19 protein-coding genes are annotated in these 24,432 nt (G+C 45.5%); 1 reads left to right on the top strand and 18 read right to left on the bottom strand.

Annotation, left to right across the window (positions count from 1 at the left end):
• Positions 1–12: 12 nt before the first annotated feature.
• The 8 genes from QFZ80_RS01670 to QFZ80_RS01635 form a co-directional block, all read right to left on the bottom strand.
• Positions 13–1,323, bottom strand: a complete 1,311-nt coding sequence (locus QFZ80_RS01670; RefSeq protein ID WP_307549436.1) for an ABC transporter substrate-binding protein — start codon at positions 1,321–1,323, stop codon at positions 13–15.
• A 267-nt stretch (positions 1,324–1,590) separates the two neighbouring features.
• Positions 1,591–2,349 carry an MgtC/SapB family protein gene (locus QFZ80_RS01665; protein ID WP_307549438.1) on the bottom strand — a complete coding sequence of 253 codons (759 nt, stop codon included), beginning with the start codon at positions 2,347–2,349 and terminating at the stop codon, positions 1,591–1,593.
• Positions 2,350–2,367: 18 nt separating this feature from the next.
• Positions 2,368–4,044, bottom strand: a complete 1,677-nt coding sequence (locus tag QFZ80_RS01660) for a glycerol-3-phosphate dehydrogenase/oxidase (protein WP_307556896.1) — start codon at positions 4,042–4,044, stop codon at positions 2,368–2,370.
• A gap of 422 nt (positions 4,045–4,466) precedes the next feature.
• Positions 4,467–8,864 carry a lamin tail domain-containing protein gene (locus QFZ80_RS01655; protein WP_307556894.1) on the bottom strand — a complete coding sequence of 1,466 codons (4,398 nt, stop codon included), beginning with the start codon at positions 8,862–8,864 and terminating at the stop codon, positions 4,467–4,469.
• A gap of 54 nt (positions 8,865–8,918) precedes the next feature.
• Positions 8,919–9,728 (bottom strand): HAD-IIA family hydrolase, encoded by an 810-nt coding sequence (locus QFZ80_RS01650; protein WP_307556892.1) that lies wholly within the window; start codon positions 9,726–9,728, stop codon positions 8,919–8,921.
• A gap of 123 nt (positions 9,729–9,851) precedes the next feature.
• The gene (locus QFZ80_RS01645; protein ID WP_307556889.1) at positions 9,852–10,601 is read right to left on the bottom strand and encodes an MBL fold metallo-hydrolase; all 750 of its coding nucleotides are present in this window, start codon (positions 10,599–10,601) and stop codon (positions 9,852–9,854) included.
• 197 nt (positions 10,602–10,798) lie between these two features.
• A complete protein-coding gene (locus tag QFZ80_RS01640) occupies positions 10,799–11,248 on the bottom strand; it encodes a glycerol-3-phosphate responsive antiterminator (protein ID WP_307556887.1) in 450 nt (149 codons plus the stop codon).
• Entirely contained in the window at positions 11,214–11,357 is a 144-nt protein-coding gene (locus tag QFZ80_RS01635; protein ID WP_307556885.1) for a hypothetical protein, read from the bottom strand. The genes QFZ80_RS01640 and QFZ80_RS01635 overlap by 35 nt, the downstream gene beginning before the upstream one ends.
• Before the next feature lie 544 nt (positions 11,358–11,901).
• On the opposite strand from QFZ80_RS01635, the gene QFZ80_RS01630 reads away from it, so the two are divergent.
• Positions 11,902–12,894 (top strand): helveticin J family class III bacteriocin, encoded by a 993-nt coding sequence (locus tag QFZ80_RS01630; protein ID WP_307549450.1) that lies wholly within the window; start codon positions 11,902–11,904, stop codon positions 12,892–12,894.
• A gap of 194 nt (positions 12,895–13,088) precedes the next feature.
• On the opposite strand, the gene QFZ80_RS01625 is transcribed toward QFZ80_RS01630, so the two are convergent.
• The 10 genes from QFZ80_RS01625 to QFZ80_RS01580 form a co-directional block, all read right to left on the bottom strand.
• Entirely contained in the window at positions 13,089–14,069 is a 981-nt protein-coding gene (locus tag QFZ80_RS01625; RefSeq protein ID WP_307549453.1) for a metallophosphoesterase family protein, read from the bottom strand.
• Between the two features lie 18 nt (positions 14,070–14,087).
• Positions 14,088–15,341 (bottom strand): Gfo/Idh/MocA family protein, encoded by a 1,254-nt coding sequence (locus tag QFZ80_RS01620; protein WP_307549455.1) that lies wholly within the window; start codon positions 15,339–15,341, stop codon positions 14,088–14,090.
• A 19-nt stretch (positions 15,342–15,360) separates the two neighbouring features.
• On the bottom strand, positions 15,361–16,251 hold the full coding sequence (locus tag QFZ80_RS01615; RefSeq protein WP_307556883.1) for a carbohydrate ABC transporter permease: 891 nt from the start codon (positions 16,249–16,251) through the stop codon (positions 15,361–15,363).
• Positions 16,252–16,269: 18 nt separating this feature from the next.
• A complete protein-coding gene (locus QFZ80_RS01610) occupies positions 16,270–17,139 on the bottom strand; it encodes an ABC transporter permease (RefSeq protein ID WP_373460357.1) in 870 nt (289 codons plus the stop codon).
• Between the two features lie 117 nt (positions 17,140–17,256).
• The gene (locus QFZ80_RS01605; protein ID WP_307556880.1) at positions 17,257–18,954 is read right to left on the bottom strand and encodes an extracellular solute-binding protein; all 1,698 of its coding nucleotides are present in this window, start codon (positions 18,952–18,954) and stop codon (positions 17,257–17,259) included.
• A gap of 140 nt (positions 18,955–19,094) precedes the next feature.
• Positions 19,095–20,780 carry a response regulator transcription factor gene (locus tag QFZ80_RS01600; protein ID WP_307556878.1) on the bottom strand — a complete coding sequence of 562 codons (1,686 nt, stop codon included), beginning with the start codon at positions 20,778–20,780 and terminating at the stop codon, positions 19,095–19,097.
• Positions 20,773–22,518: a sensor histidine kinase gene (locus tag QFZ80_RS01595; RefSeq protein ID WP_307549466.1), complete on the bottom strand. Its 1,746-nt coding sequence runs from the start codon at positions 22,516–22,518 to the stop codon at positions 20,773–20,775. Before QFZ80_RS01595 ends, QFZ80_RS01600 begins: the two co-directional genes overlap by 8 nt.
• Before the next feature lie 135 nt (positions 22,519–22,653).
• Complete coding sequence (locus tag QFZ80_RS01590; RefSeq protein WP_307549468.1) at positions 22,654–23,043, bottom strand: glycine cleavage system protein H; 390 nt, start codon at positions 23,041–23,043, stop codon at positions 22,654–22,656.
• An 81-nt stretch (positions 23,044–23,124) separates the two neighbouring features.
• Positions 23,125–23,673, bottom strand: coding sequence for a peroxiredoxin (locus tag QFZ80_RS01585; RefSeq protein WP_047681044.1), 549 nt, complete (start codon positions 23,671–23,673; stop codon positions 23,125–23,127).
• A gap of 139 nt (positions 23,674–23,812) precedes the next feature.
• A complete protein-coding gene (locus QFZ80_RS01580; protein WP_483874706.1) occupies positions 23,813–23,974 on the bottom strand; it encodes a hypothetical protein in 162 nt (53 codons plus the stop codon).
• Positions 23,975–24,432 lie beyond the last annotated feature (458 nt).

Below are 24,432 nucleotides of genomic sequence, written 5' to 3'. Positions count from 1 at the left end.
TCCCCTTTCTTTCTAGCTTTCGTTCAAAATCGCATTGATTTCTTTCACAGCGTCTTTCATAAGCGGTAATGGATCTCCATTTTCAAGAAGCATTTTACCGACCACTTCCATGTACTTCTTGCTGAATTCCGGATAAGTCGGGTGCTGCGGACGGCCTACAACATTGTCGAAATTATCAAACACCGCTTTGTACTGCGGCAGCTTCTCAAAGTACTTCTTGCCTTCTTCTGTCGCCAGAACGGACTTGTGAGTTGGCAAGTAACCTGTGCCTTCCGCCCACTTGATATTGTTCTCAGCCGCAGTCATGAACTTGACGAACTTCCAGCCAGCTTCCTTCTGTTTAGCGGGAGCTCCATCCATCATAACAATGCCTGCTCCACCGATGTGCGATTTGCGTTCTTTGTCGCCAGGCAGGAATGAAACGCCTACTTCAAATTTCGCATTTTGCAGGTAGGTTTTCAAGACAGCTGAAGTATGCTCAACCATCGCTACTTTTTCTTCTAAGAACATTTGGCGCATGGTGTCCGAAGCACCTTTGCCGTACCCCATATGCATAGAGCCTTCTTTAGTCCATCTTTCGAAGTTTTGAATCCACTTCAGACCTTCAGGCTGATCAAGCAGCGTTTTCTTATGATCTGGACTCAGTATCGCGCCACCGCCGTTAGATACCCACGGATCCATATACCATGTGTCCCAACCTGGTACGGAGAATGCGTACCGACTCGTTTTTCCATTTTCCTTAACCGTAACCTTTTTATTGAAATCTTCGATTTCAGCCCATGTTTGCGGCGGTTTCACATTCAGCTTATCGAGCATCGTTTTGTTGTAAATCATCACGCTTGTACTAACGATTAACGGGAAGCCGAATTGCTTATTGTTGTACGAATACGCTTGCAGCATTCCTTTGGAGAAATCGTTCATGTCTACTTTATCGCGTGAAATGTAACCGCTTAAATCTGCAAACACACCACTATCAGCAAAGTTTGGAAGCACCGACACTTCTACATTGGTGACGGCTGGAACATCTTTGGCCGCGACTGCCGCTTGCAGCTTCTTATGCAAATCGACGTAGGCACCTTGAAACACTGGTTCAACCGTGATGTTCGGATACTTTTTCTGGAACTCGCCAATCATGTAATTGACTGCGGGCATTTGCACTTCAGCATGAGAATGCCAATATTGAATCGTAACCGGCGAGTTGTCTTCCACCACCGGTGGTACTTCCGCGGGTTTCTGCTCCCCACCGCTCGAGCAGCCAACTGCTGTTGTCAACATAAGAGAGGATGCAGCAAGTACAGGAAACCATTTTTTTGTTATTTTCATTGTAAAATCCCCTTTCCATTTTTGGTATTACTTTTGGAGATGAAAAAAGGAGAGCATTGAGACACAAGAAACTAAGGAGCCGCGCAATTACCCACGGTCCGTTCGTCTCTTGGGCTGTCTCAATGATCTCCGACCCAATCGTTATGAACGAATTAAAGCGTTTTCTTAACTGTTATTAGTATTTCACATAATTGCGTAATAGTCAATACAACAGCATATTTCACCATTTATTAACACTACATACAAGAAGTTCGTCGATGGTGCAATTTATCCTACCGCATGCCTGCTTGACTTCCGGGAGCCTGATACCATGCTAAAGGTTTTCGATTCCGTAGACAAAATATGCCCTGATGTAGAGATCGTATCCAACGCCTTTATTAGCGTCTCCCCTTGGCTTGCCTTCAAACTGAAACGCAGCTCCACGACCGCCTCCAATACACCTTCCACTTCGGTCATGCCATCAGGCTTCATCTGGACGTTCACGATGTGAATGCCGTTCTCGCCGAACTTGGTAGCAATGTTGCCTAGCACGCCGGGCTTATCGACGATTTTTATCATTACCTCCATCGTTCGCCGATTGCGCATTAAATACTTTTCCCATTTGTTAAGCACAACCAAACTAAGTAATACCATAACCGTTGCAAGCACCGCACAATACAAGAAGCCCGCGCCAACGCACAGACCGATCGCCGCCACCACCCAGACGGAAGCGGCAGTCGTCAGACCGGACACAGTCAAGCCGGTCCGCATGATGGTACCGGCTCCCAGAAACCCGATGCCGCTAATGACCTGCGCCGCCAGTCGTGCCGGGTCTACCCGCACCTGCGGCTCGTTAACGAACTCTGAGAAGCCATATATCGACAGCAGCATAATTGCTGTTGATCCGATACAGACGAGAATGTGCGTGCGTAAACCAGCCGCATGGTTGCTCCATTCCCGTTCCAAGCCTACGAGTCCCCCTAATCCGGCAGCCAGCAGAATTCGTATGGTAAGCTCTAGTTCTGTAATATGCCATACACTGCTCATCTCTTATCACCCCCATCTTTAGATTGCATGGTCATTTACCGGGAGATCGTTAATAGAAGCGAATAGCGCTTCCATCGTGTTGAGCTGTTTTTCCTTCTGAGCCCCGTCGTAAGACAGGTGATTACAAAGTATTTGAAATACAGCGTCAGCATATTTCTCCGCCTTACTCAATTGGAAATAAGTCCAACCCGTATGCAGTCTCAAGAAATCGGACACGTCGACAGTCATTTCTTCTTCCATGCAATACATCAGCTCTGCATGCAGCCAATGCATTTCTAGAGGAATGTTTAGCTGTTTCAAAGCCGGTAGACGGTCCATAATGCGAAGCGCATTCGAACCGAATGTATCAATCCAATCTTGCATGACCGTTTGATTTACACCTTGTGCAGCTCCCAATCTCACCATTTCTTTCTTCCAATCCGCATAGCTCGCACCACTCAGGTGAACTTCTCCACCGCTCACCGTAATCTTATCTGTACAGCATGCCGGGTAGCTTCGCCCAGTGGTGTTATGCAGCTCGCTGGCGACAAGATCGACGACTTTCTCGGACATTTTGCGGAAACCTGTCAGCTTGCCGCCGGCTATGGTAATGAGCTTGCTGTCAGAAACGAAAATCTCATCCTTTCTGGACAGCTCGGACGGCCCTTTGCCTTCCTCGTAAATGAGCGGTCTAAGTCCTGCCCAATGGGAACGGATATCATCCGTTGTAAGCCCAATGCTAGGGAACATAAAATTCACCGCACGAATAATATAGTCGCGATCCTCTATCGTCGTTCTTGGGCTCTCAATGGATTGCGAATAGACGGTATCCGTTGTGCCGATATAGGTCACCTTGCCGCGTGGAATGACGAACACCATGCGGCCATCCGGTGTATCGAAGTAGGCAGCCTGCTTTACCGGAAAGCGCTCGTAATCGACAACGAGATGGACACCCTTGGTCAAGAACAAGCGTTTCCCTTTCAAGGAACCGTCGATATCCCGCACCTTATCGACCCACGGGCCGGTTGCATTGACAATATGTTTGGCGTTAATTTGCGTGTACGTACCGTTGATGCGATCGTGTACACGAACACCCACCGCTTTACCGTCATGGTAAATAAACTCCGTCACCTCGGCATAGTTCACTATGCTGGCGCCTTGCGCGTAAGCAGTCTTCATAATGTCAATCGTTAGCCGGGCATCGTCCGTACGGTACTCAAAATATAGCCCGCCTCCCTTCAAGCCATCCTGCTTCAGCAGCGGCTCGAGCTGGGCTGTTTGCCTGCGGTCAAACATTTTTCTCCGCTCCTTACGGGCGACTCCTGCCAGCCAATCATAGATGTATAGACCAATCGAAGAGGCAAGGTAACCGTATGTCCCTCCTTTATATACAGGAAGAAGCATCGGTGCGGGAATGACAAGATGCGGCGCATTTTTGTACAAAATCGCCCGTTCCCGTCCAACCTCCTGCACAAGCTTGAAATCTCCCTGCTTCAAATACCGCAATCCTCCGTGAATAAGCTTCGTAGAACGACTGCTTGTGCCGGAACCGAAATCGTTCTTCTCCAACAAGCCGACATTCATACCGCGCGCACTTGCATCGAGCGCGATACCGGCTCCTGTGACCCCACCTCCGATAACCAATATATCTAGCTCGCTCTGCGCCATTGTCTCTAAAATAATCGATCTGTTAGCTGCTGAAAATGTAGGTCTCATGTATGGTTCTCCTCCATGTAAAATATAAAAACCCCCTTAGAAAAAATGCGCAAACAAACCGCATCTCTTCCAAAGAGGTTCTCCTTCGTCTCTACCGCTTGGAATTAAGTCGTCTTTTTTATTTATTTTTTTCATACCTCGGATGGATCCAAATTGACGATTTCTTTGATACTTGAAATAATATGCCGGGGGCGATTGGGTGATTGCTCAGCCATCTCTACCCACCATCCAAGATCAAAATGTAAAAACAAAAAGACCTTACCCTGTAAACATACCCCTCCCCTAAGGAAAGGATATGATTACGGATAAGGTCTTCTCCAAGACTCGCGCCTAAACCGTATATTCATATGAATACGTTTACTATAAGACCAGATAGTGGATTTGTCAATACCACAACAAGAAAGCCGGCCATCACATTATTGCTACCGCCGCCCGGACTCTTCTGGGCTAACAATGATTTTCAATTCGTACGTTTTTCCATTGAATACGATCGAAATCTTTTCCATACCTGGTTTAATAGCCCGGACTAGTCCCATGCTGCTCACCCCAAGAGCCCCGGAGCTTCCCTTAACCGCATAAGCGGCCTGTGACGTTACATCACTCTCGTACCCGTCCGCGTAAACAGCTTTGACCTCAAGCTGGAACGATGTACCTTCCGTCATCCGTCCGCTCGAAGGAAGGTCTGCGCGAATGGAGTCCGGAGAGGACACACGTACGGAAGTACTTAGCACACTCTCGCCGGCCGTACCGGTAATCGTTCCTGCTCCCGGTTTTATGCCGCGAATGAGTCCTTCCGCTGTGATCTCAACAATGGACGGGTCGCTGCTCGTCCATGTATAGCTGCCCGTTACATTCTCAGCATTGCGATTGCCACGGTCTGCAAGTACAGTCGCCTGCGCTTCGGCGCCGATTTTCAATTCCTGAGGGACACCTGCTAAAGTCCTAGTGTCGTAGGCACGCAGCTGATCAAGGTTTAGCTTAAGCAACCGATCCATCGAATAGGACGACATGAACCGCATATGGTTCGCACCCGATTCGAAGTTCACATACAGATGGTCGACACCATCCTCATGGCGGATGAACATATTCTCGGCACCGGTTGGAATGTCGATCGAACCGGTTTTATTCACGCTATCCAACAGCCATACCGGAACGGTAACGCCTCCGATCGATGTTTCCGTATATTTCATAGACAAGTCAGAGACGTTTGGCATTGCATAGCGAACAATCGAGTTGTAAGGCCGCCCATGGTTGTAAGTGAGCAGGACTTCTCCCTTGTTAAACGCCGCACCTTGGATTTTATCTCCAATACTTAACACATAGTTAGGCACAAATTTGTCCATGCCATCTTCCCTGAAGCTAGTTGCATCCGATGGGAGTCTGTCGTTTATTAAATCGAGCTCGTAGCCAACGATCCAAGACAAATGCGACGCCCCGTTCCGATTTTGCATCTGGTGCAGTGGACTTGTCGTATATGACGGCGGGTTGCTGTATTCTCCAACCCACAGTATCCCATCCTCATACGATGCGAATGAGGCATTCGTCACAACACCGAAAGAGTCTGCAAATTGTGCGAATCCTTGGTCCGGCGTATCAATCAGCGTCTGAATCGGCATCCGGTACATCCTGCTGCCAGAAGATAGCCATACATGATCCCGGCTAACCGCTACACCGCCCGCGTGCCCGGTGTAAATGGAACCGTCTGGATTTTTCAAGTTAACATACTTCTCCAAAATGCCCGTCTTTGCATCGACGATTGCTAAAGTACTCGGATCTCCCGTGTAATGATACGTAGCCATCAGTATCCATTCACGCTGGTTATCCGCATAATAGGACATACCTTGAGGAACGTGACCTTGTACAAGACCCGGAATGATCGGACCTTTCTCCCCGATATCCCATGCCGCCCTGTAGCGAGATTCAGTAAGTGTATTCGCAGGGCTCGGCTCGCGTTCAACCTGAGTCATCAGCGAGTAGGTTGGCTTAGCCGTAGCCGACACCCGCGCAGACTCGTTGCCGGAGTTATCTATCGCGCTCAACTCGAACGTCACCGCGACTTGACCCGGGAGTGCCGGTATCTTGTACGACGTAACCGATGCCGGCAGTGTCACCTCAAGCTGTCCCCCCATGTACAGCCGATACCCAGCAAAGTCCGATTCCGGATTTGGCTGCCAACTGACTGTCACCTCACCACGGCCTGGCTCCGCCTGAAACCCTGCAGGTGCGGCAGGTACATTTTGGTCTTGCGTCGACTCGCGAGGAATCTGCGTAGAGTTAACTACGCCAGGCGTCCCGGTTTGCTGCACCCCGACGGTTCGCATGACAGTACCGCCGAACATCGGATAAGCATAGGTGATCCCTTTTTTCTCAAGAAATTGACCGGCTTTATACGCTGCCGAAACGAGAACAGTACCGTCCGGCTCGACGATATCGATGATACCGCCGTTGTTGGATAATCCGCCTGCGCCGTCGCCATACACGAAAGCCGAATCTGGCACATATTTTGCTTCTTGGAAGTCGTAATAGGAAAAGTTAAATCCGTCTGACTTCAAATAATTCAGCCCATTCGGACGTACCCAGAATTGGATGGTTTTTTTCGGCCCTATGAGGGTCGGCTGCTCGAATGTCCACGACCAGCTTTTCGCAGCGTCATCCGGCTGCGTGAACCGCACTGTTTTGCCATTCAGGTCATACGGCTGCGAACGTGGATTATACAGCTCGATGAACTCATACGCATCGTAGACATCGCGCGATTCGAGCGGCTCTGTGTTCCATGTGTCGGGAACAATTTCCGTTATCATGACGCCTGGCATTGCATCAGCCGTTGGGGTTGCAACGATTGGAGCCGTCAGATCGGATTCTCTACCGGCTGTATCTATTGTGCTTACCTGCAAGGCAACCGAAGTCCCGTTTTCCAATCCCTCGATAATCGCCTCATTCTTCGGCATGAGCAGCCTATTTCGCACCATGCCATTCACATATACGTTCACATAGGCAGCGTCCGGCTCAAGCATATCGCTCCATGTCACCCTCACTCCGCCGACACCAGCCGTGACCTGTACATCTGTAGGGGAAGCTGGCGGAACGGTATCCATCGGATCGGCTACCTTCTGTACAGGATACAAGATACCCGGATTTGCCTGCATGGATATTCTGTCGGTTGAGACAACCCCATTGCCGCGATCCGGGATGAAGTTGGCACTGATGCTTTCGCCGATATCTGCTACATTGTAAGTCGTGTCAGTAAGCACAATATTGTCGGGATCGAGAAATTGTACACGCCGTGAAGCGGAATTCGACATGCCGCCGTTTACAACGACAAACATCTGATCTTCCGTAATCGAGCTTCCATATGCGAGATTGAACTCGGGCAGTCCAACCTGCTGTACGTTGGTGTTTTTGAACCAAATAAGGAACGTTCCTTGCGGCGCAATCATTTTGTTTTCCGTGATGGGATAATCATAAACGGTTGCACCTGCGATGTATTTTAAAGTAAATCCTTTGACGTTAATGGGCGTAGAGGTAGAATTGTACAGCTCAATAAACTCGAATGCATCTGTCCCACCGGTTTTGTAGTCAATATTTTTCGTGTTTGGTGCCATTTCCGTAACTATAAACGAGGGAGCGGCCTGTGGTTTTTGTGCAACTACTGCGGGCTGCGCAGACATTAACCCTGACTGATTGACGGTATAGACTGCGAAAGTAACGCTTTGGCCATTTGTTAGACCTGTTGCTGCAAAGGAGGAGCCTGTCACCAAATCCGGCAGCTGCACGCCGTTTTTATAAACACGGTAACCAGCAACATCCCCCTCGGTTGAAGCGTCCCAGCTCAAACGAATCGACTTATCGCGAGGAAGCGCTTGTAAGCCAGTCGTAACAGCAGGAATAACCGGAATGCCCGCCTTCCCGCGTACAGGAAGCGAAGCTGGGGACACGCCTCCGTCCGCATAGAGAGACGATAAAGTAAACGTATAATCGGATCCATTCATCAGCCCGGTATAGGTGTAGGTCTCATCTGTAACCGACGTCGTCGAAAGACCGTTTCGAGAATGAATCCGGTATCCGATCACATTCGGATCACTGCTCGGCGTCCACGACAGCGTCAAGCTGCCGTCTTTCCCAGCTGCAATCACGTCGCTCGGCGCGACTCCCGGCACTTCATCGGAGGCGATACGTCCCGGCGTCGCTGTCTTATTTCCGCCGTTATGCACCATAACGATGCCGGAGGAAGGCTGTTTAAACGAAATTCCTTTGTTTTCGAACGTATCATCCACGGCAGCAACGAAATATGTGGCGACAGCGATTTCCGAATTGAGCGGGTCGACTAGGGAAATGCCGATATTTTTCTGTGACGAGCTTCCGTTGACCAAGCCAGTAACGTTTTGCAGAACATGTATACGGTCATTCGGCAGTTCGGACTCAGCGATACTATAATTGCTTCTGAACTGGTCACGCGTCAATTGTGGTGTGTTTCCACTAATCGTGCTATTTTGCGTCCAGATCAGCACCGTTTCACGAGGGGAAATACGCATATTACCACCAAGTGTTCCTTCCCATTTAAAGACACCGTCATATTTCCCCTGAAGCTTATACCCCGTCAAGTCAATAAGATCATCTGAAGCGTTGTACAACTCGACATATTCGTAACCGTCATTCGAATTTACGTTGATCGTATCCGGAACCAGCTCCGTAATGAGTACAGTTGGTACCGATGACGCAGATGCCGATACAGCCGGGATAACGATCCCGGACATAGCTGAAGAGGCGAATAGTGACAGCGCTACCGAACGAACGACGATTTGTTTGAACTTACGATTCATAACTTTCCTCCTCTTTTTTCACCTATAATTTTGACGTCTCATTTCAACTATATTTCATTCTAATGCACTTGCTGTCTCTTCGATGCTCTCCTCTAACAAGAGGTCATGTACGGAGTTAAGAATATAATCCGGTTGGTACTTGGACTTTGGAATATCTTCCTTTTGTGTAATTCCCGTCAAAACCAAGGCCGTATGCAAACCCGCTAGTTTACCCATCAAAATATCCGTTTCAATTCGGTCGCCTGTCATTAGACATTGATCCGCGTTCAGCTGTAAGCTTTCCAGTGCCGCATTGGCCATATAGATAGACGGTTTACCGATAATGAGTTCAATTTTCTTTCCAGTTGCGCCTTCAATAGCTCCGATCATCCCCCCGCAATCCGGAACATCCCCTCCCTCCGTCGGACAAGTTCTATCCGGATTTGTGGCAAGGACCATAGCTCCTTTCTTAATCGCTTGATAGGCAAAATCCAGATGAGAATAGTGAAACTCACGATCCCATGAGGTGATGACGACATCCGTTTCTTCAGGTGATGCTGCGAATGTAAACCCCGCTTGCTTGAATTCTTCTTTGATCAACGGTTCCCCGATCACGTATATTTTACAGTCTTCGTGTTTTTCTTTTAAAAATCTAATGGTAACCAGCGTCGGACTCAAGATTTGGTCAATCCCGACTTTTATACCCAAACCGCTCAGTTTTGCGACGTATTTGTCTCTGGATTCAATCGTTTTATTCGTTAAAAACAAGATTTTTTTATGCCTCAATTGTAGGGATTCGATCACCTCAGCCGCACCCTCAATCAAGTGACCCCCCAGATAAATAGTGCCGTCCAAATCAAATATATATCCTGCAAAATCTTTCATCTGCTCCAACTCCTATATCTGTAAATTCGAAAAAAATCCCAAACCCTAAGACAGACTTCACCTTCCGGCTAAAGTCAGTCTGATAGGTTTGGGATTCTACTCGTCTCTTTCCCTTACACACCATCATAGGTTAATTTTCATGAAATCAAAGCCAATGCTTATTTTATCCTTAATAGCTGATACCTGACTCTCGAGGACGCGATCATAAGGCTCTGTATCGGTTAAATGAACCGCTACCACCTGATCAATACGTTCTAATGGATAGTAATTAATTATTTCCTGTAAGCTCGTATGGTTTACTAGTGGACGTTCAGCTGTTGTCGCTTCATGAATCAATATGTCAATCTGCTGTTGTTCTTTGATCCAGCTATTTGGCTGCGTATCTGCCGAATAAACCAGAACCTTGTCTTTATACTGGATTTTTAATCCAACAGTCGGACCTAGATGCAGACTTGGAAAGCTCGTTATCTCTAACTCCTCTTCTTTTAACAACAGTGATTCCGTTCTCCACGCATACGTATGGATCTGAACTTCAAATAACACGGGCCATTGATGAATATCAATCACCTCTAGCCATTTCTTTAGCTGGACTTCATTCTCAGCCGAACAATAAATAATCAGGGGCTTCGTTCTGCCTGCCAGCCACATTCCCCATAGTAGGGATGGTAATCCGTACACATGATCGATATGAAAATGGGTGAAAATGACTTCCTTCACTTGATGGACGCTAATTCCCAATTTAGCAAGCTTACTCAAGGGACTTCCCCCAACGTCTACCATCGTGCAATCTTCACTGTTTTGGATGAGGAAATAGGTGTTATCTCTTTCCATCCCGCCCACAGCGCAGGCTGTCCCTAGTAAGGTAATTTCCATTTTGTGCTCCTTTATTTAATATTGGCATTTTCCCCCTAAAAAAGATAAAGAACCCGCAACTACACATGAACTCACTTTTCCATTGGAAAGTGAATTACAGTGTAATCAGGGGTTCTCATTAGTCTCTTCCCAAGATACAAAATAATCTAATATTGCTACTATATAATAACAATCTTGAAAGCGCAATCATTTATTTGCTATTGCCATAACTCAGATTTTCCTGTAGACACTGCCAACGCCCCAGCATGTAAAGCCTCGTCTATTTCCCGCTGATTGTCAACCAGTCCCCCTGCTATAATGGGGTAGGGAGTCATCGAAGTTAGCCCCTCGATAATGTGGGGCATAATGCCAGGCATGACCTCAATCGCATCCGGCTGGCTTTGCTCCGCCGCTTTGATCCCTCTCAGCACGGCGCTGTGATCAATAAGGAAAATACGTTGGATGGCCATCAAATTCATGTCTTTCGCAATCCGAATAAGGTTACCTTTTGTTGAAATGATGCCCGTAGGCTTTACATTTTTCGCTAAATAAGATATTCCGGTCCGATCAGCCACTATTCCTTCTATGAATTCTACATGAATAAAGACTTGCTTACCTGCGCCTTTTATCTTATTAACCAATTCCTGAACATTGAAGATGGAGCCCATTAGCAGAAAAATTAATATTGGCCTGACTCTTTATAGCAAGCTCTAGTTCTTCTTCTTTTTGTACGGTGGCAATGGTTTGATGCTCTACAAGATCGATTATTGGATACATATAAACTCCCCTTTCAAACAGATAAATAAAAACCCTGACCTTAATGAACATACCCCACCAGTTGAAGGATATGATCACGGGAAAGGGTTTCTCTCTATATTCGAACCTAACCGTATTCAATGGATATGATTTAGTTTGAATTATAAAATCGGTATCGACTTTTGTCAATCAAAACGTCCCACTCCCGGTTTTATATTTGCTCTATTACTCAACCTATTTATTATAAACTGGACGGTCGGCAGCTTGGCAATGCCGGCTGCTAAATATCGCTTGACTTTCTTGAAACAAACTGTTAGCATGAGCATGTAATCGTCTTGAAAGCGCTTACTATTCATCCATATGAATACTAATGTGACGGTTGGAGTCCATGAGAAAACCCGAACAATTTGATTCGCTCGCCTGCGAGCCTGTCTTATTGTTGGGGTTTTTATGTTGTTGACCGGGCTCATCCGACAAGGAGGAGGTGCCGCTCGCGGCGTACGGCCAAGTAGCATGGAGCATTGGATCAAGATGGAAAGGATTGCACAACAAAGGAGGTATCCGTATGTTTCAAGTTCAAGCATTGAGCCTTATTAAAAGGCAATTCAAACTACTCACATCTGTTCTTCTATCAATTCTTATTTCGGGAATGTCTGTTTTACCCGTATACGCGGCAACTCCTCAGAAAACTGTAAACGCTTCGGCAACACTCGCATACAATCTCAAAGGACTTAATCACAACGTGGCTGTTCAGAAAGCTTACATCGCTTCAACGTATCTGTACGTAACTCAGCGGTCTGGGGGAACATGCTATCTTTCAAGACTCCTCATAAACGGAAGTAATGCAACATACGTTGATGAAATGACCGTTACCAATACCGGTCATTGCCAAACATTGGATATGTACACATACAATGGTATAAATTATTTTTATTTCAGTTCGAAAGCGGATCCTTCAACATCGTATTACTGGTCGCTCCAGGTAGCAAGACTTCAATACTCGCCCGGCGCGACATATAATTATACGGATCTTCATCGCTTTACTTATATGAATTACGCCAATGAGACCGGTACAAGTTTAGGTGAGACATACCGTGTTGATGCCGGCGGCAACAGTACCCATACTATTTTCCGCATACAAACTGCAGAAGGAACTGTAACTTGGTCAATTTATGACACGGTAGCATTGAATCAGCTTCTTGACAGCAATGAACAGGTACGAATGGACAGTGCTGCGGCGGTAAGCGCTTGCGTTGCCAGCTTTACGCAGTCGGGAAGTAGCATAGTCAGACCGAACGGATCTTTCCAGGGTGCTGATATGCTCGGTAATACGGAAATATTTACATCAGGCGGCGCGGAAGGTCAAACTCCGCAGATTGCTATGATGTCAAACACAGGAGCATACAAAACCCTTGTGAATATTACAAATGTGGGAACCCATGAAATCGAGGGAGTACAGACAAAAAACGGTAACGTTTATTTTACTATAGTTACAGACCCAGTAAATAAAAAAGATACGCAGAAAGTTTACTACGTGCCTGATAGCATATTTCAATAAGCGCCAAACTGGTCAGTAGAATTGGTCACCATTAGTGTTTATTTCTTCTTCGTATTAGCGAAAACAGCCCGTTAGCGGAGTGAAAAGGCTGCCTCGTGGCAGCCCTTCGTTTAACTATCGTTTTCCGTCGTGAAAACTACTCTCTTTCCCATACCTGATATCCCCTCGTTTCGACCGTGGCAGCCGAAGGATACTCACTCCACTTTCCTGCCTTCAGGCCGATGCTCCGGCTGCTCCTCCACGACGGTTCCGTCATTCTGACGAATCCACGTATCGAACCGACGCTCCCCCTCCTTCAGTCGAATGACTCTCGCTCCTGTAGGCAGCAGGTCGTGACGCACACCATCCACATAGCTTACATATCTCGTAGAACGTCCGTAGCAAAGGCGAATACCATGAAGCGTTCCCCAAAAATCGTTGCCGTGGTCATGACCGACAAACGTCCCCATTACATCACCCATCTCCACCATTGCCGCAAACATACCTGAATTAATCGCAGGGGAAGAGCAGCAAGAGTCATAACGATGCCCGTAGCATACTTGAAAATCCCATACGTCATTGTACTCCGGTAGGGGAATGTGGAAGAAGGCAAGCGCAGGCAGCGGTTGATCATCGATACGCCTTGTCAGCTCTCGCGACTTGTTGACATACCAATCGATTTGATCTCTGCGAATCCAATCATAACCGCCAACCCGATCTCCGATTGAAGAGTAGTCGCCGCTATCCACGAAATATAGCGCAGCAGCTGTTTCATCGGACTTCCCCGCCACAGTTAAGACAAAGTTCCCAGCCCCGTTAACGCCTTCTGGATCCGGCTCCGCCACACAAAATTCATGCTGCAACTGCAGCTCATGCATCGCTTTCCTCGGCACTTCGCCCTCCGAGTCATGATTGCCGAACACGGCCGCCCATGGAATGCAGCTCTGCTCTGCTACATCAACGGCTTGGCGGAACGATTGAATGGGATCTCTCGCCCGGTTACTCGCGATTACATCACCGGCAAATACAATGAGATCGGGCTTTTCGACTTCGATGATTCGTTCCATAAGTGCTCTTGTCTCTGAATCATACATTGGTGTTTCCGGGTCATAATCAAATTCATCGAGAAATTCCACATCGGAAAATTGTACGATGACAAACGTACCATCGTCTCGAAATTTTAGCCGTTTTTTCATCGTCTGCATCACCTATAGTCAGTCTTGTTTAAATTCTCTCATATGGACGACTCTTCGATCTACTCTTGACCTCTCCGCAGCAAAAGCCATCAGGTGACTCTGTACCGAATGTGCTGCTGAAGTTAACCCATTTCCTTGCCCGCCCTGCTGAACCAGCTTAATAAAATCGCGGATCAGGCCGAAGTCACCGCCACCGTGACCGATATGTCCTCCTGGTGTTTCAAGTGAGATTTGCTTTGCCATGCCTGTTTCAAAATCAATGACTTCAATCTCATTTTTCTCCATGGCAGCGCGAATTTCACCTTTCGTTCCCATCAGTTTGAGGGTTCGACTGCAATCATTCGTAAATGCGCTCATCGTAAATGCAGCCGTCACTTCATTTGCAAACTCCATATTGACGACTTGATGGTCAACTACATCATTATCGCAATGGTACACGCATTTGCCGTACGGCCCCTCTTGCAGTGCTTTCGTGCGGGCTTCCAAGCTAAGATCATCGCTAATCGCAGAAGTAGGCCAGGCTACATTATCCGTAAGGTACACTTTAGGTGCATAGTATAGACATTGATCTGAGACAGGGCATCCGTCTAAGCATCTCAACGGAGCTCCCTCAGGAGCATTCTCCTTTTTAAAATGAGACAACGATCCAAATGACGAAACATGGGTGCAATCCGCCCCTGCTAACCAAAGGATAATATCCAGGTCATGACAGGATTTGGCCAAAATCATCGGACTCGATTCGGCGGTTTTACGCCAATTGCCTCTGACAAAGCTGTGCGCCTGATGCCAATAGGCCACATTCTCATTATGCCCAATCGACATGAGCTGGCCAATCGCTCCTTCGTTCAACAACGTTTTGATTGTTCCGAAGAAATCCGTATAACGGAGAACATGACAAATCGAAAATACTCGCCCAAATTGTTCCGATCGCTCACCCATGCGGATGCATTCAAGCGGATCAGGAGACATCGGTTTTTCGAGCAATACGTGATATCCCGCTTCCAACGCTTTCATCGTCGGTTCATAGTGCATGTTGTCCTGCGTACATATAAGCACGGCATCCGCGAGTTTAGGTCTGGCTAATAAATCCTCCCAGCTCTCAAAACACATCTCATCAGGCAATGCGTGCAGCCATTTAAACTTTTGGTTTCTCTGCTGATTCGGTTCTGCAACGGCAACTACCTGCAGCTCTTCCGGATGTTCAAACGCATACCCCGCATAATTGACTCCTCTTTGTCCAGCTCCGATTAATGCGATTGTTATTTTCCCCATTGTCTATCCCGCCTTATTTTTATTCCTTTACACTTCCTACTGTCATACCTTTGATAAAATATCTTTGCACGAATGGGTAAACCATAAGAATCGGCAGCGCACCCATGAAAATCTGCGCAGTTCGTAGCGTTTTTTCGCTGAGATTCTCCAACTGTTTGAGCTGCTCGACGTTAACGGACTGCATTTGTGCATTCATGGCTGTTATTAAGGTGGAAAGATACGTTTGCAGCGGATATTTATCCGGCGAGTTCATATAGAGAATGCCGTCAAACCAAGAATTCCAGTGTCCTATAATGGTAAAAAGCCCAATGGTTGCGATCGCTGGCAACGATACAGGCAAATAAATTTTCCACAGCAGCGTCCAATGACTTGCCCCGTCGATCGTAGCCGCTTCTTCCATTTCTTTCGGAATGCCTCTGAAGAAGTTCAACATCATAATCATATTCCATACATTCAATGCCCCAGGCAAAATAAGCGCCCAGATCGTATTAATCAGCCCGGTCGATTTCACGATCATATACGTCGGAATAAGTCCTCCGCCCAAAAAAATCGTAATCGCAAAAAACCACACATACACAGTTCTGGAACGAAACTTCTCCGTTTCTTTGGCAAGCGGATAGGCCGTAATGAAAACCAAAAACATATTGATTGCCGTTCCGAGCACGACCCTTTCCAGCGAAACACGGAGAGATCTCATAAATTCCACCTTATGTCCGAGATAAACGTAAGCATCGAGTGTAAATCCAATCGGCAGCAGCTTAACTTCGCCGGCCATCGCCGCCGTATTGGAACTTAAGGATACAGCCAAAAGGTGAATGAAAGGAACAATACCTATAACAGTAATGAATGTCAGTACCAAGGCATTCATCACGACAAATAGCTTTCTGCTAAATGATGGTTTATAAACCATATGAAATCCTCCAGCCGTCTAAAATATTCGGTAATTGCTGAATTTGTACGCAAGGTAGTACGATAACGACACCAATCCGACGGATATGCCCGATTTAAATAACCCCACTGCCGCTGCAGGCGCAAACTGTTGGCTGAATAAACCGAGCCGGTAAGTGAACGTGTCGATAATATCAGCACCTTCATAAACGGTTGGATTATACATGATCAAGATTTGATCAAACCCTGCGTTCAATATATTGCCCAGACTTAATGTGCTCATTAAAATGATGATGGGCGTCATTCCCGGCAACGTGATATGGATCATTTGTTTCCATTTACCAGCACCATCTACTTCTGCAGCCTCATAGAGACTTGCGTTGATGCCTGTGATGGCAGCCAGAAAAATGATCATATTGTAGCCCATACCTTTCCAAACATCAGAGCCGACCATGATGGCTCGAAACCAATTATTGCTGCCCATGAACATAATCGGTTCCAGACCAAAGCTTGAAATGATGTCGTTAACCGGCCCCCTCAATGAAAACAACTCAAGAATAACCCCGCCTAGTACGGTCCACGCGAGAAAAAAAGGTAAAAAAATGCTCGTTTGGATCATTCGCTGAAACCATTTTTTTGTAATCTCATTCAGTAGAAGCGCCAATATGAGCGGAACCAGTAGTGAAAAAGCAATTTTTAAAGATGAAATGAGTATCGTATTCCACATGACCTGATGAAAGTCCGGCAGATTGAATACATATTTAAAGTTTTTGAACCCGACCCATTTCGATTTAAAAAAACCAAGCACCGGTTCAAATTTTTGAAAAGCCATCACGACTCCCAGTATAGGGCCGTATGCATATACAAGGGTAACCAACACGCCAGGCAGCAGCATCAGATGCAGCGGCATTTCTGTTTTTATTCTCAACGGTGAAGCCTCCAATCGCACACAAATTCAAATGTCCCATTTTAATGAAATGGGGGAGAGATTGTAAGAAACTCCTCTCCCCCCGTTCTATGGTTCACTTTATTTTACGGCATTCTTCGTGTACCACTCGTTTACTTCCTTCGTAATATCGTCTCCGCCAAGCTTCTTCCAGCTCTCTACGTATTTGTCAAATTCGCTTATCGATGCGCCCATAATGATTTTTGTATAGGTTTCATCGAGAAGTTTATCAAGCTGAGCTCCCTTTTCAACCTGTGTTTCCGTCGGAACACCGTAGAACTCATTGAAGAATACTTGCTTGTTGTCACGAATTTGGCGCGTTATGCCCCAACCGCCATTTTTGGCTGCACGGCTGTAATATTGACCCCAGTTTGAACCTTTGGTTGCATTCGTCGTATCGCCTGCAAGGAACTCCTTAGTTGCCTTAAACACGTCCGCAACATTTTTGTAATTATCATCATCGAGCGTAATCGCCTCTTGTTTGGCATCCAAAGCCTTATTAACCTCTGTGTAAATGGTTTCAATTTGAGCAGGATTGTAGATTCTAGGCACGAACCAGTTGTAAACATATCCGTTTTCCGCTTTGTTTTTCTCCAGATACTGTTTTTTGCCCATTTCGAGGTAGAAATTAATCATCTTGAGCGCAGCTTCCGGATTTTTCGCTTTTTTGTTTACAGCAATAATGTGGCTCATCCGCACCTTGCCCACCATCGATTTCCCTGGCTGACCATCCAGCGATGGAATTGGATAAGCTTCCCACGGGTCCTTGTCCTTGTTAATATTGAGCGGCCAGTTCGGGTACCACCATTCACCGTACGAAATGCCGACCCTGCCGGCAACAATATCTTCCACAACTTTGTTCTCGTCTTTAAGTGCAAACTCCTTATCAATAATCCCCTTCTGATACCAGGACTGCAGCTTAGCCAGGGCATTTTTCGTTTCAGGCTGGATTTCACCCGCTGCAAGCTTGCCATCTTTCCCTTTCAGCCAAGCTTTTGGAGCTGTACCGTAGCCGTTAAAAACACCTCTCGCGTCAAACCCCCAACCAATGAGGGTTTTCTGCATCGCAATGCCATACCGATCATTTTTGCCGGTTTTGCCAGGGTCATTTTTGACAAAGGCATCGGCTATTTTCTCCAGATCGTCAATGGTTTTCGGAGGCTGCAGGTTGAGATTATTCAGCCAATCCTTCCGAATCCACAATAGCTGTGTCGATAAGTAAGGGTCCTCGAAACCAGGAATACCCAAAAGTTTGCCATCGGTAGTCGTGGTTTTCATAGCAAACCCGCCGTCCACCTGCATATAGGACTTCAAAGCGGGAGATGCATATTTATTATAAACATCCGTCAGATCTGCAAGCATACCCTGACTTTTCAATTTCTCAAATTGCAGGGCATCCAAATCCAAGATGTCAGGCAAATCTGCGGAAGCAAGAGCAAGAGAAAACTTTTGCTCGTATTGTTCTGTCGGTACGCTCCACAAGTATTTCAGATCAATATTCAGCATTTCTTTCAAATCTTTCAGATAGGCATTCTGATCGGGTGTAATTCCCTTTGGCGTTTTCGGGTCTTCCGGAGGACGGAAACCTATCACTTCGGTAACAGTGACTGGTTGAGCGTATTTCCCCAACGGATCTACGGTTTCGGTTGTTTGGGTAGTGGTAGTTTGCTGCGTCGCACTTGTAGGGCTTGAAGCGTTTTCATCATTGCCGCTGCAAGCCGCTAACGATGTAACCATCACTGTAGTCATGAGAACAGAACTGACAAGCTTTCTTTTCATGTTTTACCCCCCATATTTTCGCGAATTGAGAACTAGCGTTGTTAACGATCTATGGTAAAGGCTCGAGCTTTACATTATTTATTGTAATGCTAGGGAGAGAATAACCGCTATGATAAACTATTTACATCGTTCTGTTTTGTTTACTTTCTCGTTTTATGAATGATCGTATCCCTAAATTCCTGTGGTGACACTTCTTTCATTTTCCGAAAAAATGCCGTGAAGTAGGAAGGAGATTCAAATCCCAGCTTCAAAGCAATTTCATTGATTTTCACCTGCATGTCCTCAAGCATGCTCACCGCTGCTTCTGCTTTGGCTGTATTGATGTAGTCGGAAAGATTCCGCCCTGTAAGCTGCTTATAAAAACGTGAAAGATACGAAGGATTAAAATAAACCACTTCAGCGATTCTCGCAAGAGAAAGATCTCCACCCAAATTTTCGTTTATAAACCTGTGAATTCGCTCAACTAACAAGTTTTCGCCCTTGTCAACTTGCTCTTTTTTCTCCATGCATATCTGTTTGCCAAGCTCAATATAAAAGGCTTCCGTTGTTAGCCAATCACCGGGAATGTCCATCATGGCAAAATTTTCAAAATGCCTATGATCCTTAATTCTTTCAGTAATGTTTTGACCATTGATATAGGCTAAGAAGACAAGTACAAACATATAGTACCTTTCTAGACCGACAAGGTAATTTTGAGCCATATCAACTTTCAAACTGCTGATCAGATCCCTGCAGACGAGTTCTGCTTGCCGCTCGTCCCCTTCATCCAGCCTTTTTTCAAGCAATCGCAGTTTTTTGTTGAATTCATCCGAGTAGGTAGAAACCTTCGCAGGTTCCACTTTGAAAAACCCGTTCGTCATGCCAAGGTCCATGATCGTCATTTTAAGCCCAGCTGCGGATCTTTTCCTAATCATTGCTTTCATAAGTTCAAATTCCTTATGAATGCTGTCCCATTCGACTGCTCCCCTTGAAATGATGAAAGAAACGTCCATTTGTAGCAGATCGCGGCACGCATTTTGAACCGATTCCAGTACTCCTTTTAAATAGGTGACTAGGCCTCCCCAATCGATCGCATCGTCTTCACTTCGAAACCTGTCCGTATCCGAATGAAGCTGAATGAACCAAACAATCGTCGAATTTTCATACACAATATCTTCGTTTATCATCGAGGTAGGCAGATATTGCTCAACTAAGTTCCTAACGGAATAAAGCGCGTTTCGTTTATTAGCATACGACATGCCTTCCGGCCAACAGTCCATTTTGCCAACAAGGATCAATACAGGGGAATCCCCGTTCAGCTTTAATTCTTGTCCCGCAAATAGGTCTTCGGATAAAAGATCGGCTGCATTTTCTCCTAAAAGTAAAGCCTCGAACAGTTCCTTATTCAATAGCGGTGCCATGACCAGCATTTGCTTCCGGGCCTTATCAACAAGATCATTGTTCCCCAACTCATCCTCTATTTTCTTTAATGCATTTGTAACCGCACCGATGACAACTCCATCTTCTTCCGTTTTCAGAATATAGCTTTCCACATTTTTTTGAATAGCTGTGTACACATAATCAAACTCGTTGTGCCCCGTCAAAAAAATAATTTTGCAGGAAGGCCAATAAAATAATATCTCATCCATCAACTGCAATCCGTTTTTCTCCGGCATGCGAATATCGCTGAGAACGACATCAATCTTCGTTTTTTTGATAATTTCAATCGCCTCAAACGCTGAGTAAGCCTTACATATGTCGAGATCGAGCTCCTCTCTTTCTTGAAATATCTGTACAAGCCCTTCGACAATTGCCGGCTCGTCGTCAACAATTAAAAGTCTATGCATCGCTGCCGCCCCCATAATTGAATTGAATGATGATTTCTGCTTTCAGTCCTCCATATTCACTTCGGGATACAAATAACCCGCTGTGCTCGCCATACTTCAGTCGGATTCGATTACAAACATTGATGATGCCTGTCTTTTCAAGCACACTGAAGGAATTGGCGAGTCTCTCATCGAGGGAATGAATGAACTCATCCGTGATTTTATTTCCATCATCTTCCACGCATATGCACAATCTATCATTCTCACACGTAACTGTCATATGGATACTGCCGCCTTTGCGTTCGTTCTCAAAAGCATGATCAAATGTGTTTTCGATGATGGGCTGCAGGATCAGACGCGGCACCACGTGATGCTTGCACGCGTCGGGAATTTCATCCGCTATGACTTGAATCCGATTGGAGAACCTAATACATTGGATTTCCACATAATCCATAGCATGTCGATATTCCTTGGCGAACGGTACTTCATCCTCCCCGCTTCTTGTAACAAACTGATAATAACTGCCCAGCTTCTGAGCAAATGTGGCAACCGTATCGTAATCTTTAGCTTTACACATCATGTAAATATTGAAAAATCCATTGTATAAAAAGTGAGGATTGATCTGCGATTGCAGCTGCTTTAATTCGGAATGCTGCAGCGCTATTTTTTGTTCATAATTTTGTTGAATCGATTGCTTAAGCTTGTCTATCATCTTGTCAAAGCTTCTATACAGGTAACCGAACTCAATGTCATTTTTCGGCCTTATCGAAATGTTCAGGTTATCCGTTTCCAACGTTTTGAACGCCGCAATCAACTCTTTCAGCGGATTGTGAATCATCAGTTTGACTGAAAATGAAAAAACAAGAATGATCGCCATCGAGACCAAAGACATAATGATTAACCATACATTGAATTTCTTGAGAGACCCTGTGAGTTCATTTTGGTTGACATAAGAGAAAAGTGTTAGTCCGAGCGTACTTATTCGGTTGTAGGTGACCCAGTAACTTTGATCTCCCACTTTAAGGACATGACTGTCCAAAGTTTGGATATTTTGCTCTTTTGAAACGCTATTGTATATACTTTCTACAATGGCATCTTCATGCCTAGGTGATATATCAAAACTAAACGTTTGATTTGTGAGAACAGCACCGGCATCGCCATAATTTCCGACTAGTTGGTTCAGTGTCTTCTCCAATTTTTTAACGGATAGCTCCAAATAGACGATGACACTTGAATTATTTGCAAACTCAATAAAAAACAATCTGCCATCGCTGTAGTATAAGGATGGTTTAGGCGAATAATTAAAAAACTTTTCAATCACCTCATACTCCTGATTCGGCAGTTTAGTGATTCCGCCTTGCGTAGAGATCGTTCTTCCAAAGGATTTCAAATAAACCCCGGTATTGACCAAATACTCACTGGAGTTCTGTATGGTGGACAATCGTTCCTTTACTCTGTTAACGAGTTGGATTTCCTCATAGTCGGCAAGTGTGCCTGATAAAAAGTTTAGCTTCTGGAGATCGGAATCGTTGATAACCTGCAACTGCTGGTTTCGGATGAATGAGATTTGATCATCTAACTGGTTCGAATAAAATTGTACTTTGGACTGGATTGAATTCGAAAATTCCTGTTTGATAAAGGATTGCCCCATCATATTCATCAACAGATTTACCAGGTAGACAGGAATAATCAATGCGGTAAAAACGATAATGACTTTCTGAAAAACGTATAATTTGGGCAGCTTTGTTGGTTTTTTCACATTTCCTCCCTGTTGGATCGTTCATAATTCTATCATCTCTCATCATACCAAAATTTTTTATGGAAGCATCTACCTTTTCAGCGATTGAAAAAAGGACGTAAGAACTCACTACAGTGAGGCTTACGTCCTTCTTTTTCAGTCTTCCAGCGAAAAATCCCTTACATATGTTTCCTCTTCCCATAGCTGCTCCAGCTCAGATCCTTGACTCCACTGCATCGTGAATAGCCAGCCCTTGTCATAGGGGGATTCGTGAATCAGCATCACCGCTCTTTCCAGCAGCCGATTGACTGATGTTATTTTGCCGGATAAAGGGGCTAGCAGATCGTGTTCGTCATCCGCCGCAGTCTCAACAGAGCCAATGAATTCCCCTTTTCTCACATGAGTATCCTGATCTGGGAGCTCGATATAAACAAGCATACCCAGTTCGCTGATCCCGTACTCCGTTAACCCGACAACAGCTTTATCCCCATCGAGCCGAATCCAGTAGTGATCTCTTGTATATTTCAAATTCGTCGGAACCGTCATGTCCGCTCTCCTTCATGAAGAAAAGCTCCCCTGCTCGCATTCGCATGCCAACCAGAGGAGCTTCTCTATGTAATCAAAAGCTTATTTTACAACCAGGTTTTTGTCGCCTGGTTTCCAGTTCATTGGGCACAATCCGCCGGATTGAAGCGCTTGAAGCACACGAAGTGTTTCTTCTACGCTGCGGCCTACGTCGTTGTGGTTTACAACCTCGTATTTCAATTCGCCTTCTGGATCGATGATGAACAGACCGCGAAGCGCGATACCTTCTTCTTCGATCAGAACGCCGTAGTCACGAGCTACGGATTTCGTGATGTCAGCAGCAAGTGGGAATTCCAATTTGCCAAGACCATTGTCGTTGATTGGCGTATTGATCCAAGCTTTGTGCGTGTGGATACTGTCGATAGAAACACCAAGAATCTCAGTGTCCAATTCTTTGAATTGAGCAGCAGCATGACTAAGTGCTGTGATTTCTGTTGGACAAACGAATGTGAAATCCAATGGGTAGAAGAACAATACTAACCATTTTCCTTTGTAATCAGACAAAGAAACTTTACCAAATTCTTTACCGTCACCTGTAGCGGTCTCCATTGTAAAATCAGGAGCTTGTTTACCAACTAAACGCTCTGCCATGGGTATAATTCCTCCTCAAATCTATCTTATTCGTATAAAATGGTACCATCCGACTAGATGAAAGTCAATAATTAGATCGGATACTACCTAATAATTATTATAATATATGAAGACCTGATGAACATGAACGAAAATCGATTTACGAGCAGTAGGGGCTATCCCAAATGTCATAGATAGATGCGCCTCCGTTAGCGCCGAGCAGAGCGACGATTTCACCTTGTTTCACGGTAAGGGATACGCCCTTAACCGCCTGAATTTTGCCATAGAACGTCTTCAGGCCGTTCACTTCAAGCAGATTCATCCTCCTTTCCGAGTTGTATTTTGTACAACTTTTAGGCAGGCTAGTCCGCGTTGTCCACGCGATTGTTGCAGAAAATACAACAATTCCTGCCTAAAGTAGCACTAGGACTATAGCCTATAAAAAGACTAAATTGTTGTAGATCATGCAACATCTTTAGCTTGCCAAGAAGAAATCAAGGAAATTGTTGTACTCCGTACAACTTGCCTTGCTAATCCTCCATTTCTTCAAAAAACCAACAAGAAAATCCTAGGAAAGCATAGTTACTGATCGAATAATTATGCACATCCTCCATACTCTATCTCACTTAGCTTATCAAAAGTCCGTAGTTAACTATCCTATCTAAGATAAGCTTCGTCGTCCCCCCCATAACCCCCAAAAATATTAAATCATGAATAGAGGTTGTCCCAATAGGTAGTTAAACCTACTAGAGGATAACCTTTTAAGCTCTTTTGACCTTA

The sequence above is a fragment of the Paenibacillus sp. V4I7 genome, from assembly GCF_030817275.1.
Taxonomy (GTDB): Bacteria; Bacillota; Bacilli; order Paenibacillales; family NBRC-103111; genus Paenibacillus_E.
This window is presented reverse-complemented; position numbering and strand designations above follow the sequence as displayed.